The organism is Mariprofundus sp. EBB-1, assembly GCF_003665155.1.
Classification (GTDB): Bacteria; Pseudomonadota; Zetaproteobacteria; order Mariprofundales; family Mariprofundaceae; genus Mariprofundus.
Window position 1 is genome coordinate 156,208 of record NZ_RCFQ01000001.1, and the last position, 14,157, is coordinate 170,364.

The 14,157-nt window shown below is 46.3% G+C and carries 12 protein-coding genes; 6 read left to right on the forward strand and 6 right to left on the reverse strand.

Annotation, left to right across the window (positions count from 1 at the left end):
- The first annotated feature begins 23 nt into the window (after positions 1-23).
- From D8Y20_RS00755 to D8Y20_RS00765, 3 genes are all read left to right on the forward strand, one after another.
- Positions 24-3,020 (forward strand): chemotaxis protein CheB, encoded by a 2,997-nt coding sequence (locus D8Y20_RS00755; RefSeq protein ID WP_121541112.1) that lies wholly within the window; start codon positions 24-26, stop codon positions 3,018-3,020.
- A 77-nt stretch (positions 3,021-3,097) separates the two neighbouring features.
- A complete protein-coding gene (locus tag D8Y20_RS00760) occupies positions 3,098-3,892 on the forward strand; it encodes a PAS domain-containing protein (protein ID WP_121541113.1) in 795 nt (264 codons plus the stop codon).
- Positions 3,885-6,335, forward strand: coding sequence for a PAS domain-containing sensor histidine kinase (locus tag D8Y20_RS00765; protein WP_161957548.1), 2,451 nt, complete (start codon positions 3,885-3,887; stop codon positions 6,333-6,335). The genes D8Y20_RS00760 and D8Y20_RS00765 overlap by 8 nt, the downstream gene beginning before the upstream one ends.
- Positions 6,336-6,450: 115 nt before the next feature.
- On the opposite strand, the gene nth is transcribed toward D8Y20_RS00765, so the two are convergent.
- The 5 genes from nth to D8Y20_RS00790 all read right to left on the reverse strand — a co-directional run bounded on the left by nth (position 6,451) and on the right by D8Y20_RS00790 (position 10,112).
- Positions 6,451-7,107: an endonuclease III gene (gene nth, locus D8Y20_RS00770; RefSeq protein ID WP_236075165.1), complete on the reverse strand. Its 657-nt coding sequence runs from the start codon at positions 7,105-7,107 to the stop codon at positions 6,451-6,453.
- A 39-nt stretch (positions 7,108-7,146) separates the two neighbouring features.
- Entirely contained in the window at positions 7,147-7,671 is a 525-nt protein-coding gene (locus D8Y20_RS00775; protein ID WP_236075166.1) for a pilus assembly protein PilP, read from the reverse strand.
- A 171-nt stretch (positions 7,672-7,842) separates the two neighbouring features.
- Positions 7,843-8,331, reverse strand: a complete 489-nt coding sequence (dut, locus tag D8Y20_RS00780) for a dUTP diphosphatase (protein ID WP_121541116.1) — start codon at positions 8,329-8,331, stop codon at positions 7,843-7,845.
- A complete protein-coding gene (coaBC, locus tag D8Y20_RS00785; protein ID WP_121541117.1) occupies positions 8,328-9,506 on the reverse strand; it encodes a bifunctional phosphopantothenoylcysteine decarboxylase/phosphopantothenate--cysteine ligase CoaBC in 1,179 nt (392 codons plus the stop codon). Before coaBC ends, dut begins: the two co-directional genes overlap by 4 nt.
- Positions 9,507-9,629: 123 nt before the next feature.
- Entirely contained in the window at positions 9,630-10,112 is a 483-nt protein-coding gene (locus D8Y20_RS00790; RefSeq protein WP_121541118.1) for a peroxiredoxin, read from the reverse strand.
- Positions 10,113-10,200: 88 nt separating this feature from the next.
- Here D8Y20_RS00790 and ispH point away from each other — a divergent pair, with 88 nt between their 5' ends.
- The 3 genes from ispH to mrtJ are packed head-to-tail and all read left to right on the forward strand — an operon-like array spanning position 10,201 to position 12,645.
- The gene (gene ispH, locus D8Y20_RS00795) at positions 10,201-11,172 is read left to right on the forward strand and encodes a 4-hydroxy-3-methylbut-2-enyl diphosphate reductase (RefSeq protein WP_121541119.1); all 972 of its coding nucleotides are present in this window, start codon (positions 10,201-10,203) and stop codon (positions 11,170-11,172) included.
- Positions 11,173-12,159 (forward strand): DUF3187 family protein, encoded by a 987-nt coding sequence (locus tag D8Y20_RS00800; protein ID WP_236075167.1) that lies wholly within the window; start codon positions 11,173-11,175, stop codon positions 12,157-12,159.
- Between the two features lie 24 nt (positions 12,160-12,183).
- Positions 12,184-12,645 carry a JDVT-CTERM system glutamic-type intramembrane protease gene (mrtJ, locus tag D8Y20_RS00805; RefSeq protein ID WP_121541120.1) on the forward strand — a complete coding sequence of 154 codons (462 nt, stop codon included), beginning with the start codon at positions 12,184-12,186 and terminating at the stop codon, positions 12,643-12,645.
- Positions 12,646-13,043: 398 nt separating this feature from the next.
- Here the strand turns inward: mrtJ and D8Y20_RS00810 are convergent, their stop codons facing one another.
- On the reverse strand, positions 13,044-14,138 hold the full coding sequence (locus D8Y20_RS00810) for a type IV pilus twitching motility protein PilT (RefSeq protein WP_121541121.1): 1,095 nt from the start codon (positions 14,136-14,138) through the stop codon (positions 13,044-13,046).
- Positions 14,139-14,157: the final 19 nt, after the last annotated feature.

Below are 14,157 nucleotides of genomic sequence, written 5' to 3' on the forward strand. Positions count from 1 at the left end.
GATATTGATCGTCGGGGTTTGTGATGGTTCAGGATAGAGGGAAAGCAACTGCTGGCAAAGCCAGTGTGAAAAAATCGATTGCTAAAAAAAAGTCAAATACAGTTCCACACATTGACGGTGGAAGTGCTGCTTTTCCTATTGTCGGCCTTGGTGCTTCAGCTGGTGGTCTGGAGGCACTGCAAATATTTTTTGATGCCATGCCCGACACAAGTCCGGCTGCGTTTATTATTGTCGCACACCTTGCACCAAAACACGTAAGCCTCATGCCGGAATTGATACAACGGCATACAAAGATGCCTGTTGAGCAGATTCAGGATGGTACAAGGGTAGAATCAGGGCATGTTTATATCATCCCACCTAATTATAATCTATGCCTTCTCAATGGCACGTTAGAGTTAATGCTTCTACCGGAAAAACGCGGAGCATTGCTGCCCATTGATAATTTTTTTAAATCACTAGCCCAGGATCAAGGTGCCAACGCAGTGGCTATTATTCTCTCCGGCACAGGCTCCGATGGTACTATCGGTATCAGGGCGATCAAAGATGAATGTGGTATGTGCATGGTTCAAACAGAAGCGTCTGCCAAATACGACGGAATGCCTCACTGCGCCATTGCGAGCAACCGTGCTGATTACGTACTTTCTCCTGATGAGATGCCAGCCCAGCTTCACAAACTGTTTAAATATAAATACAGCAAAGCAAATATTGTTCCCGAACGATTGATACAGCATCCGCCCGACGCACTTCAGAAAATCTTTGTGATTCTTCGCTCACGCACCAACCATGACTTTTCCCAGTATAAGAAAAATACACTATGCAGGCGTATTGAACGGCGTATGAATGTGCATCATCTGGGTGATATTTTTGATTATGTACGTTATCTACAAGAGAGTGATCGCGAAGCTGATATTCTGTTTGATGAACTGTTGATCGGTGTAACCAATATGTTCAGAGATCCGGATGCATTTTATTCACTGGCCAACTATGGCCTTATCGAGATGATGAAGCAGAAACCTGAGGGTTATACGTTTCGTGTCTGGGTAGCCGGTTGTAGCACAGGTGAAGAAGCCTATTCCATTGCTATTCTGATACTCGAATGCATGGAGAAGCTGAAATGCGATTTTCAGGTGCAAGTGTTTGCCACGGACATTGATGAAAAAGCGATTACTATCGCCAGGCGCGGTGTTTACGCATCGACTATTGCCAAAGATGTTAATGACAAACGCTTGAAACGCTACTTTATCAAACTGGATGACGGTCAGTATCAGGTTAAAAAGATGGTGCGGGAAATTCTGGTTTTTGCACCGCAAAATGTTATCAAGGATCCACCATTCACCAAGCTGGATCTGATTAGTTGTAGAAACCTGCTTATTTATCTGGGTTCGGAGTTGCAGAAAAAACTGCTTCCTGTTTTTCACTATAGCCTGAAACCGGAAGGCATTCTGTTTCTGGGGTCTTCGGAAACCATAGGGCAGCAGAATATTGACTATTTCAGTGTGGTGGACAAAAAATGGAAGATTTTCAAAGCACTTCCCTTCAAAATGACTACAACACCCATATTAAATTTCCCGGGGGCGCCGATTGCGCTGGGGGAACAGGAGCTTACTGTGTCCGATAAGGTTCAGAAAATTGAAGAGATCAGCGCTTTTCAGCTGGTGGAAGCGATCTTACAACAGAGTGATGCGCCACCATGTGTTATTATCGGAGTGGACAATAATATTACCTATATCCACGGTAAAACAGGTCGTTTTCTTGAACCTTCGCAAGGACAAGTAACGGTGAACTTGCTGGCCATGCTGCGGCCCGGTCTGAAAAAAGCCTTTTCCGAAGCGATTCAGCAGGTTGGTATGCATAATCAGGATGTGGTCTGTAAAGGGCTGCAAGTTGAGCACAGTGGTGGTTATATCAACGTTGATATGACCGTCAGACCGATCAGAGAGCCGATGGCCATGCATAGCATGACAATGGTGGTGTTTGAGGAAGTGTCGGAAAAGGGTGCGGACCATCAACCAAAACGTGTGAAAGTCAGGTCTAAGCCAAAAACGGTAGAAGAGCTTGAGCAGGATTTGCGTTTCACCAAAGAACATCTTCAATCCACGATTGAAGAGTTGGAAACATCCAACGAAGAATTAAAATCAATCAATGAGGAACTGCAATCGACCAATGAAGAGTTGCAGTCAACCAATGAAGAATTAGAAACATCAAAGGAAGAGCTGCAATCGCTCAATGAAGAGTCCGTGACGGTGAATTCCGAGTTGCAGGGGCGCATTGAAGATCTTTCTGCTTCCAATGATGATATGAAAAATCTGCTCGACAGCACTGAAATTGCCATTGTGTTTCTCGATATTGATCTGTGCGTCAGGCGTTTTACTCCGGCCGTAAGTGCATTGATTCCTCTGGCTGCATCCGATGCTGGCAGACCTATAAAACACTTTGCATCGAACTTGCTGTATGAGGATTTAACACAGGATGCGGAAAAAGTGCTCAATGACCTCTCCGTTATCAATAAGGACGTGGTAAGCAAGTGTGGGAGCGAGTATCACATGCAGATGCGCCCCTATCGCACCGTCAATAATGTAATTGATGGCGTAGTCGTAACGTTTGATAATATTTCGGCCAGTAAAGAAGCTGAGAAACGCGCTATCAGAGCCAAACTGTATGCCGAGAGTATTTTGAATACGGTACGCCAGTCATTGTTGGTGCTGGATAAGGACCTGCGCGTGGTATCAGCCAATCCTCTGTTTTATAAATATTTTTCAGCAAAGCGAAAAGATACTATTGGTCATGTTATTTATGACTTGGGCAATGGTCAGTGGAATATTCCGAAACTGCGTGAGTTGTTGGATGAGGTTTTGAATAAAAATTCAGTATTTGATGATTATGAAGTGGAATATGAATTTGAGGCTATAGGCAAGCATAAAATGATTTTAAATGCGCGGAAAGTGATAGGCTTTGATTCTGATTCTGATTCTGATGAACTTATCTTGCTGGCCATTGAAAATGGTTCAAAGGTTGAATAATACGTTGAAATGTGGCCTCACTCTTGCTAGACGTTATACATTAACAGGGAAGATGCACGCACAATAGGTGGATATTGATGGGGAAAGAGGAAGATAATAACATACCCTCAGCGGAATTGCGCCGGCGAGCAGAATCCCGTCTGGCAGAGCTGCGTGACGAGCAAGTCGATGCTGCACTACCTGAAGATACACAGGCTTTGATTCACGAATTGCGTACACATCAGATTGAGCTGGAGATGCAGAATGAAGCACTGCGGCAAACAGAGGCAGAACTCACCGAAGCGCATCATCTATATTTCGACCTGTATAATTTTGCCCCTGTTGGTTATGCCACTATTAATGCCAAAGGTCTTATTTCTCAAGCCAATTTGACGCTGGCAAATCAACTGGATGTGGAACGTGCCTCTCTTTTTAATCAACCCTTTGCGCAATTTGTCACTGATCCTCGTGTTTTTGGCAATTATTTGCACCAGTGTCTGCGCAGCAAGGAAAGAGTGACCGCAGAACTGGATTTGAAGCTCAGAAGTGGTGGGCAACTCATAGCTCAGTTAACGGGTTATGCAATAGATAATGAATCTGGTGCTGGCACCATAAGGGTGGCCATCGTTGATATCAGTATGCGCAAATTGGGTGAGCAGTCTCTTGAGCAGGTACAGAAGCTACTGGCCAATGAGGAAAAGCATGTGCCTGCAGAGTTAAGGCAGACTTTGCAGCACAGTATTCATCAGATGAGAACTTACAGCAAGTTGAATATTGATCGTGAGCTTAGAATGATTGAATTGAAAAAAGAAATTAACGCGTTGAATAAGGAACTGGGTCGGGATGATAAATATGTTGTCTATTCAGTGCCTAAAGATTTGCAAGATGGATAGCGATAGCAAAGCAGTAATGATGCGCAGAAAGGCCGAAGCACGCATGGCAGAATTGTGTGAGGATCAGGTCGAAAGCTTACCGGAAGATGGACAGGCTTTGATTCACGAATTGCGCACACATCAGATTGAACTGGAAATGCAGAATAATGAACTGCGGCAAACAGAGGCAGAACTCACCGAAGCACGTGATCGTTATACCGACCTGTATAATCATTCTCCTGCCGGTTATCTCACCCTGAGCAGTAAACTGATTATCCAACAGGCGAACCTGAGCCTTGCGTCCATGTTGGACAGCGATGTCCTGCATCTATTATCCATGCCATTCTCAAAATTTATCTGCCAAGAAGATCAGGATATTTACTATCGCCATCATCGAGAGGTTGTAACATCAGGTTTGCAGCAAACGGCTGAATTAAAACTGATAAGAACAGATGGTAGTCAGTTCTGGGCCAGAATAGAAACGGCTCCGGAACAACATGGGGGCGATGCTTCTGGCCGATTGTTATTATCTGTTTCGGATATCAGCCAGCAAAAGGAAACGGAGCTGGCTGTTGAGCGTGAGCGTGATCGAGCCGAATCCTATCTCAATATGGCAGGCACGATGATAGTCGCTATGGATCGGAAGCAGATTGTGACGCTGGCCAATAGGGAAGCGTGTGAAGTTTTGGGATATGCTAAAAAGGATATCATAGGCAAGAACTGGTTTGATCATTTTGTACCGAAAGAAAACCAGCCCGAGGTTAAAAGGGTGTTCGATCAATTGATAGCGGGCGTTGTTGAACCCGTGGAATGTTTTGAAAACCCTGTATTAAGTAAACATGGAAAACTACACATGATTGTCTGGCATAACAGGTTATTACAGGATCATGATGGGAATATCACAGGTACACTGAGCTCAGGTGAGGACATTACCGAGCGTAGAGCAGCCGAACAAAGAACATTTGAGTTGATTCAGGCCATGGAGCAGACCGGTGAGGCGATTCTGATCACCGATACCAGCGGTACAATTGAATATGTAAATAAGGCATTCACCATCACGACCGGTTACAGTTTTGATGAGGCCGTTGGCAATACCCCCCGTATGCTTCATTCAGGGCGTCAGGATACTGCTTTTTATAAAGCAATGTGGTCAGACATTCGTGAACATAGTGAGTGGCGGGGAAAGATATGGAACCGACGCAAAAACGGCGAAGTGTACCCTGAACAGTTGCATATCAATGCCATCAGGGACATGCAAGGCAATCTCACACATTATTCTGGAGTTTTTTCCGATATTACTGAACAATTATCGTTGGAGCAGCAGTTACAACAGGCTCAGAAAATGGAAGCCGTGGGCACGCTGGTTGGCGGTATTGCGCATGATTTCAATAATATGTTGGCATCCATCACTGGTAACCTGTATCTGATGAAAAGTGAAACCAGACATTTACCGACCACTTCTCAACGGCTCGAAGTGATAGAGTCTCAATGCTTCCGTGCCTCAGACATGATCGCACAGCTACTGGCCTTTGCCCGCAAAGGTATGGTGCACATGGTGGCGTTTGATCTGTCATCGTTTATCAAAGAGTTATGCAAGATCAACAGGGTGACGATTGCTGAGAATATCAAGATACGCAATGAAATATGCAGTGAGAAGCTACTCATCCATGGCGATGCCACCCAGTTGCAGCAGATTATGATGAATTTATTAAATAATGCCCGCGATGCAGTGGCAAACAGCGAGCAACCTGAAATTACCGTATCACTGAAAAAATTTGATGTGGGTGCAGACTTTCTTGTTCGTCACCCGGATGTGAAAGGTAAACAATTTGCCTGCTTGAGCGTTAGCGATAACGGCATGGGTATTGCCAAGTCGAATATGGCTCACCTGTTTGAACCCTTTTATACAACAAAAGAGGTGGGTAAAGGCACGGGCCTCGGGTTGGCAATGGTGTATGGCGCAGTTCAGACTCACCTGGGGGCAATTGAAATTGAGAGCCGGGAGAATGAAGGTGCAAGTTTTCGTATCTACTTGCCTCTACATGAAGATGATGCACCGGTTGAGGTGCAAACAAAAATATCTGACGACTCGGCAAAAGGAGAAACCATTTTGCTGGTCGATGACGAAGCCACTGTTCGTGATGCAACAGCAGAAGTATTGCAGTCTATGGGTTATAAGGTCATTACAGCTAAAAACGGGCGGCAAGCAGTACATATCTTCGAAGAGCAATACAAAGCAATTGACCTGCTTATTCTCGATGTGGTGATGCCAGATATGGGAGGGCTGAAAGCTGCAACGCGTATGCGTGCCATTTGTCCTGATATCCCTGTTATTTTTTCAACAGGTTATGATTTGAAGCATATATTTGCAGCCAATGATGGACTGGAAAATACCATGGTACTGAATAAGCCCACGCCGATAGCAGAGCTTAGCCGTAATATCCGATCCATGCTTTCATCCTGAACAAAATGACCCGAACTTTCAGGACTCTAATATTTATAGTTTGAATGAGCGCGAGATTATCGATCTTATCTATCACGTCATCGTTGCCTGTTCCTTGTATGCCTAAAGCAGAATCTTATAAAATGGGATTGGGTTTTTCCGGCCAGTGGCACTGCTCGCTTACCGGGCAGGCCATGCATTTGGGTTTGCGGGCGGTGCAGGTGTAACGGCCATGCAGAATAAGCCAGTGGTGGGCATGTTGCATAAACTCGGCAGGGATGGCCTTAAGCAGGCCTTTTTCTACATCGAGTGGTGTTTTTCCTTTCGCTAAACCTGTGCGGTTACCGACCCTGAAAATATGCGTATCGACAGCCATGGTTGGTTCACCAAACAGCACGTTGAGTACCACATTGGCTGTTTTGCGACCGACACCGGGCAGGGCCTCTAAAGCTTTGCGGGTGCGCGGTACTTTACCCTCGTGCAGATCAACCAGCATATGACATGTGCGCATCAGATGTGTGGCTTTACTGTTATAGAGGCCGATGGTGGAGATGTACTGCTTCAGTTTGTCTATACCAAGATCAATAATCGCCTGTGGTGTATTGGCAACAGGATAGAGTTTGGCGGTGGCCTTGTTGACACCAACATCGGTGGATTGTGCCGATAGCATGACGGCAGCCAGTAGTTCAAATTCATTGTTATAATTGAGTTCGGTAACAGGCTCGGGATCAACGGATTGAAGATATTCAAAGAAGCAGCGCACTTCGGCGGCGGTCATTTTTTTAGCCTGCATAGGTATATAAGGTGTGAAGTGTTTTAGGCTTAGAAATATTTATTCGTTGACTTCATTCAGGGTTAAGCTGACCTGGCGATCAATCACATCACCGGCAGGATTGAGCACTTCTTCAACGAGAAACAGGGTGCTATCAGTAATTTTTTCGATTTGACCATTGTGTTTGCCCAGATAGTGACCGCGACGGACAATGAAGCCTTTGGAGGTGGCATCTTCAATCATGGCAACGCGTTCGCCACCCATGCTGAAAATTGCGACCAGACGTAGGGTATCAAGGTCATACGATTCCAGTTTCTCACGTTTACGATTATCCTGTTTGGCTTGAGGTTCAATGGATGTTGCGCTTGAATTCAGGTGTGGTCTGACGCGAATGAGATAGGAAGCAAAAGGATCACGCAGGTTCGTGAAATCAATATCAGGCGCTTTGACCATATGTTGCATGGCATCGGGTAAATCTGCTTCTTTGGCAATTGCAGATGGCGCCGTGACTGCTATCAGGCTTAATATAAATCCTGTCATCAGGCAGATCAGATGCTTCATGTTCACCTCTTTAACCTTGTTCATTGGCAATCTCTTTGCGTAGTCACAAGCATATTACAGCATAATGCTTGGGATATGCAAATGGCTACTCGCTGTAATGCGTTGATGTTCGCTGTGATGATATGGATTGCTTCACCAGGCATTGCTTCTATCATGATTTCTCATCAAGCAAGTTACAGACCATCATATCCCTGCTTATTGTTTGCCCGATGAACCAAAGCCGCCTTCACCGCGTTCGGTTTCCGAAAGTGTGCCCACAGCCATGAAGTCGGCCTGAACAAAGGGTGCAATCACCATCTGTGCGATGCGGTCACCACGTTGAACGGTAAAAGGGAGATCACCATGATTGATGAGGATAATACCTATTTCGCCACGGTAATCCGCATCAATGGTTCCCGGTGCGTTGAGTACGGTGATACCATGTTTCAAGGCAAGGCCTGAGCGGGGACGAATCTGGGCTTCGAAATTATCCGGCAGAGCCATGGCAAAACCGGTTTTAATCAATACGTGTTGGCCCGGTTCAATAATGACATCTTCATCAATAGCAGCACGCAGATCAGCGCCAGCGGCATGGGTGGTGGCATAAAAGGGTAGATCAATGCCTTTGCCATGCGGTAGTGCTTGAATGTGTACTGTGGGGTGTTGCTGATCAGAATTTGAATGATGGGGGGATTGAAAGCTCATGCTAACTCCATAATGTGTTGTATGATCGCTGCTGCAAATGCGATCTTAGTACTACTTGGGATGCTTACTTCATTATCGGCACTGATCCACCAGCCATTGGCCTGATCACTGCCCATATTAGATATATCATTGGCAACAATAGCATCAACTTTTTTGTTCACCAATTTACTTTTGGCATAGGCGATATGGTTACTGCTTTCCGCCGCAAATGCGATGACTTTTTTGGGTCTGTTCGGCATGGCTGCAATGGATGCGATGATGTCCGGGTTGGCAGTGAGTTCAATGTTCATCGAACGAAGCTCACCACGTTTAAGTTTTTCTGTTTGCGGGTCTGCGAAACGAAAATCACTGACTGCAGCGGTGCCGATAAACAGGTCTGCACCTGCTGCATACTGCCTACAAGCTGCTAACATCTGCTGTGCTGATTCAACATTAACGCGTTCAATGTCTGCATTGGTTGCGGGTGTTCCAGGCCCTGCAATGCATACAACATCAGCGCCGCGCATGCAGGCTTGTTCGGCCAGTAAGGCACCCAATCTGCCACTGGCTCGATTGCTCAGAATGCGTACACCATCCCACGCTTCATGCGTAGGGCCGGCATTGATCACCCAGGTTTGCCCAACTAGCGATTGCTCGCATAATAGTGCTGTTACAGCAGCCTTGATTGTTAATGGTGCTGCCAAACGTCCGGCACCCTGTTCGCCACAGGCCAGTTCACCTGATTCAGGCCCGATCACAACCATGCCACGCTGTTGCAGGCATGCGATATTGCGTTGCGTGGCTTCGGCATCCCACATGGAGACATTCATGGCAGGCGCTAGCAAGACCGGTTTGTCATTCACCAGCATGATGGTAGATAACAGATCATCAGCAATACCATGGGTCAGACGTGCCAGTAAATTTGCTGTGGCTGGAGCAATGATCACAGCATCAGCCCAGCGGGCTAACTGAATATGACCCATGGCGCGTTCGCTGGTGAGATCAAACAGATCACGATGTACCTCTTGACCGGTCAGTGCTTCAAACGTTAGGGGGGTAACAAATTCACAAGCTGATTTGGTCATGACACAACGCACATCGGCACCTGCTTTGATAAGCAGGCGTGCCAGTTCGGCCACACGATAGACGGCAATGCCGCCACCGATACCGATCAGGATTTTCTTGCCATTCAACATCGCTTAAAGCTTAAACCACAAAGACACAAAGGCACAAAGTTTTTTCAGTGTAATTCATCCTGGGATGATACACGCAACGCTGCTTTCCGCCCGATGTCCTGTCGCGCAATGACGCCATTAAAATCATTCCTGCAATTCTTTAAGCGTTGTTAAAACTGTTTTAACATGATCCTTCACGCGCACTTTGCGCCATGCAAATGCGATATCACCCTCAGGATTGATGATAAAGGTAGAGCGTTCTATGCCCAGGTATTCTTTACCGTAATTCTTTTTGATCTGTAACACATCGAAGGCTTTGCAGAAGTGTTCATCCGGATCAGATATGAGTGGAAAGTTCAGACTCTGTTTCTCGGTGAAACCGGCATGAGATTTCACTGAATCACGGCTCACACCAACAATAGCGGCATTCGCGGCTGTGAAATCTGGCAAGGCATCACGGAATTCACATGATTCAGTGGTGCAACCGGATGTGTTGTCTTTGGGGTAAAAATAAACAATGACCCATTGCCCATGTAGTTCACTCAGTTTGAGCGTGCCTTCAGGCCATGTGTTGAGTTCAATATCTGCCGGAGCGTTATCGCCCGGGTTTATGGTGTAATCTGTCATGCTTATACCTCATACTTTTTTAAGTGGTGATACATCGTTACTTTTATTGTTAGTCTTGTGGCGACACCGTAGCGCAAGGGGCTATTGAATGCAGCAAGAATTCGTATCTGGCGAAGAACCAGTGAACTTTTATCAGAAGCCTGTTTTACTGGCTGAACCGCGTGGTTTTTGTGCCGGCGTGGACAGGGCCATTGAAATTGTTGAACGCGCTCTGCAAGTGTATGGATCTCCGGTGTATGTTCGGCATGAGATTGTACACAACCGTTTTGTGGTTGAAAACTTGCGTGCTAAAGGTGCTATATTCATTGAAGAAGTGGCCGATGCACCTGATGGCGCTCTGCTTATTTTTTCTGCCCATGGCGTAAGTAAATCGGTACGTGAATCCGGCAATAAACGTGGCTTGCGTGTGATTGATGCAACATGTCCGCTGGTGACCAAAGTGCATTTGGAACTATTGCGCCATTATCAGAATGGAGATCAGGTGATTCTGATTGGCCATGCCGGGCATCCTGAAGTGGAAGGTACGATGGGGCAGGCTCCTGATGGTGCGGTACTGCTCATTTCAGAACCGGAAGATGTGATGGATATTGATGTGAACGACCCGGATAAACTGGCCTACGTTACCCAGACGACGCTGAGTGTGGATGATACTGCCGATGTGATTACTGCATTGCGAAAGCGCTTTCCTAACCTGCAAGGGCCAAAACGCGAAGATATCTGTTATGCCACAAGCAATCGTCAGGAAGCGGTCAAGGTCTTGGCTGAACAATCTGATGTTGTGCTGGTCATAGGCTCTAAAAATTCATCCAATTCCAATCGTCTGCGTGAAGTGGCAGAACGATCAGGACGGAATGCTTATCTGATTGATGGGCCGGAAGATATAGAAATGGGCTGGTTCTCATCCGATATGCGTATCGGCATTACTGCTGGTGCATCTGCTCCTGAAGTGCTTGTGCAGGGGGTAATAAGCTGGTTGCATGAACACGGTTTTGGTCAAGCGGAAGTGCTCTCTGTAGGTGAGGAGAATGTAACGTTCAGTTTGCCAGCCGAGTTGCGATAGGTGATTCACCTTAAAACAGGCTATCGGTATATCGCATGGCTGTTTTTATTGTTGTGCTCCTGTGGCCAGGCGTATGCTGCTGATCTGATATCACCATTACCGGTTCGCAACCTTGACCCGGCCATGATGCGATTCTTTGATCCAACACCGGATTCGGCCTTAAGGTCATATGATCATGCATGGTCATTCGAATTGAATCAACATTACGCTACCGTGCATCAATATGATCAACTGCCCAATGCGCAGTTGCTAATCGATATGGAATTGTATGTCGTTGATCCGGTTATGCATTTTGCACTGAGTGATGGTTTGGAATTGTCTGTGCGGGCACCGCTGATAGTGCCTTCCAGTGGCATTTTCGATGATGCGATTCAGAGTTTTCATGGTTGGTTTAACATGCCCAATGGTGGGCGCCAGTATCGTCCGAATAACAGTTTTAGTAATGCTTTAAATCATAAGCAAGGGGCACAATGGCAAGCCCGAAACCGATGGGAGCCCGGCAATATTGAACTCTCTGCACGTTACCATTTGGCAGGCAATCAACATTGGGCCATTGCTGGCCTTACAGCAGTGAAATTGCCGACTGCGTCAAAGTCGCATGGTTGGGGCAGTGGTGCTGCCGATATTGCAGTAGGGTTTGTTTCATCACTGCAGCAGGGTGACTGGTCTGCGCATGTTGAAGGCTGGCTGATTAAACCGTTTGCCAGCAATGAGCCGGGGCTGCAATACAAACAAACTTATACGCGTGGTTCACTTACCGCTGCCTATCAGATGTTTGATGTGGTTGCGCTTATTGTGCAGGCGCAGGGTGGAAACTCACCCTATCGTAGTACGTTATCACCTCTGGATCATCCACCTTTTCTAATCACGGTCGGCCTGCGTGGTAGTACCGCATATGGTTGGGGCTGGAATCTGGCTATTGTTGAAAATATTACCCAGGTAACCACGCAGGATATCTCTGTTACTGCCGGTATTCACTGGCGATAACATTAATATTGTGATGAAAATGAGATGATTGCTCGCATGAAGCTTATCACCGACTGGCAATATGGTCTGGCTCTTTTGGCTGCGCCAGTACTTTGGGGGGGACTGTTGTGGCTGGCCGCACCGCAGCCATCATTTGATTGGGTGTTGCTGGCTCCATGGTTGTTTTTATCACTGGTATTTGCTCAACCGGTGATGGAAGAGATTGTCTTCCGTGGCTGGTTACAGGGTTGGCTGATCAAGAAGGAGTGGGGCAGTTATAGCCTCCTTAATATTAGCACGGCAAACATATTGACGAGCGTAGTGTTTGTTAGCATGCACCTGTTTTATCATGCGCCTCTGATGGCACTGCTGGTGTTTATTCCATCACTACTCTTTGGTTATTTCAGAGACCGTTATGATGGCTGGTTAATACCCTGCATCCTTTTGCACTGTTTCTATAACGCGGGTTATTTCTATTTGTATGCACCGGTATTACCTGCGCAATAGTTAGGGGAATTGCATTAGATATCCTCTGTTTACGATCATTATTCAGCATTCTTTTCACCGCAGTCCCTCAGGGGAGTGAGTCTCTCTTGTACAAGTGTTGTCACCTTCAGGACGCAGAGTTACGCAAATTAAAAACAAACAATAAACAGTGATTTGACTGCTCTATTATTGCTATGATGGTTTTCCATGTTTCAATGACTGTTCCTTTTGCTCCATTACAATCATATTGAGTCCAGTAATACAATGTTTTTGACTTTCTCTGCGCAACTTTGCGTACTGAAGGTGAATTGCGCGCTTTCGCAAGAGAGACTCCCCTGGGGGGCTGCGGTGAATGCTTTTTTAGGGTTTTAATGCGATTGCCATGGCGCAATAGTGGCTCGTATTGAACTGATGAGTGCTTATATGCGGCCCATACGCATGGCAAAGTCCTCTTGAAAGACTGCATTCGGTAGGGCTGATTCATAGTCAATGAGATCATCATTAACAAGTTGTTGTAGATGCTGATCAAAGCTTTGGGAGCCGTATAGGTTTTGTCCCTCTTCCATGGCGCGCGGAATATCTCCCCATTGTGATGGATCAAGAATGAAATGCCTGATGACTGAATTTTTGATCATGATCTCCTGGGCAACAATTCGCTTTTTGCTTGATTTCATGGGGATAAGTTTTTGCACTACAATCGCCCGTAAATTTTCTGATAGCCGTTCACGAAGACCGGCCTGCTCATCAAGCCCGAAGGCGGCCATGATGCGTTGCATGGTGCCAACAGCAGTGGTCGCGTGCACCGTTGCCATGACCAGATGCCCCGTTTCAGAGGCCTCCAGTGCCAGCTGAATCTCTTCACGTCCGCGTGCTTCACCAGCCATAATAATATCCGGTGTCTCGCGCATGGCATCAATAAGTCCCTGTTTGTAGCTGATTACATCGGTGCCAATTTCACGCTGACTTACCGTACCTTGATGTTCGGTGCTGTAGCGGAATTCAATAGGGTCTTCCAGCGTAACAGCATGTACCGGTCGTTGGCATATCATGTGGTTTAACATGGAGGCTTGTGACGTGCTTTTTCCACTTCCTGCAGCACCAGCCAAAATAATGATGCCATTGCGGTATTGGCTGATCTGTTCAAATACAGGCGGCAGCCGCAGTTGTGCAAAACTTGGAATTTGTTGTGGAATCAGGCGCGCCACGATACCAAAGTTATTATTGGTGCGTAGTACATGAATACGGAAATGGCAGGTGTTTTCCAGAGTGTAATGAAAATCGAGATTGTTGATCTGTTCAATATTGGTGCTCGCTGCGTGGTGACGAATCAGATGCTCTACCATGTTGATGGTTTTTGTGCGATCCGGAACACTGACTTTATCATGTGGAATAGTGATGATATCGCCACAGATACGCATGCGAATACGGTCATCCGTGCGTATAATTAGATCCGATGCACCATTTTTGTTGGCTATCTGGAGTAGATCATCGATGAGGTGACGTGTTTGGGGCATGGTTTAATAACGCACGCCG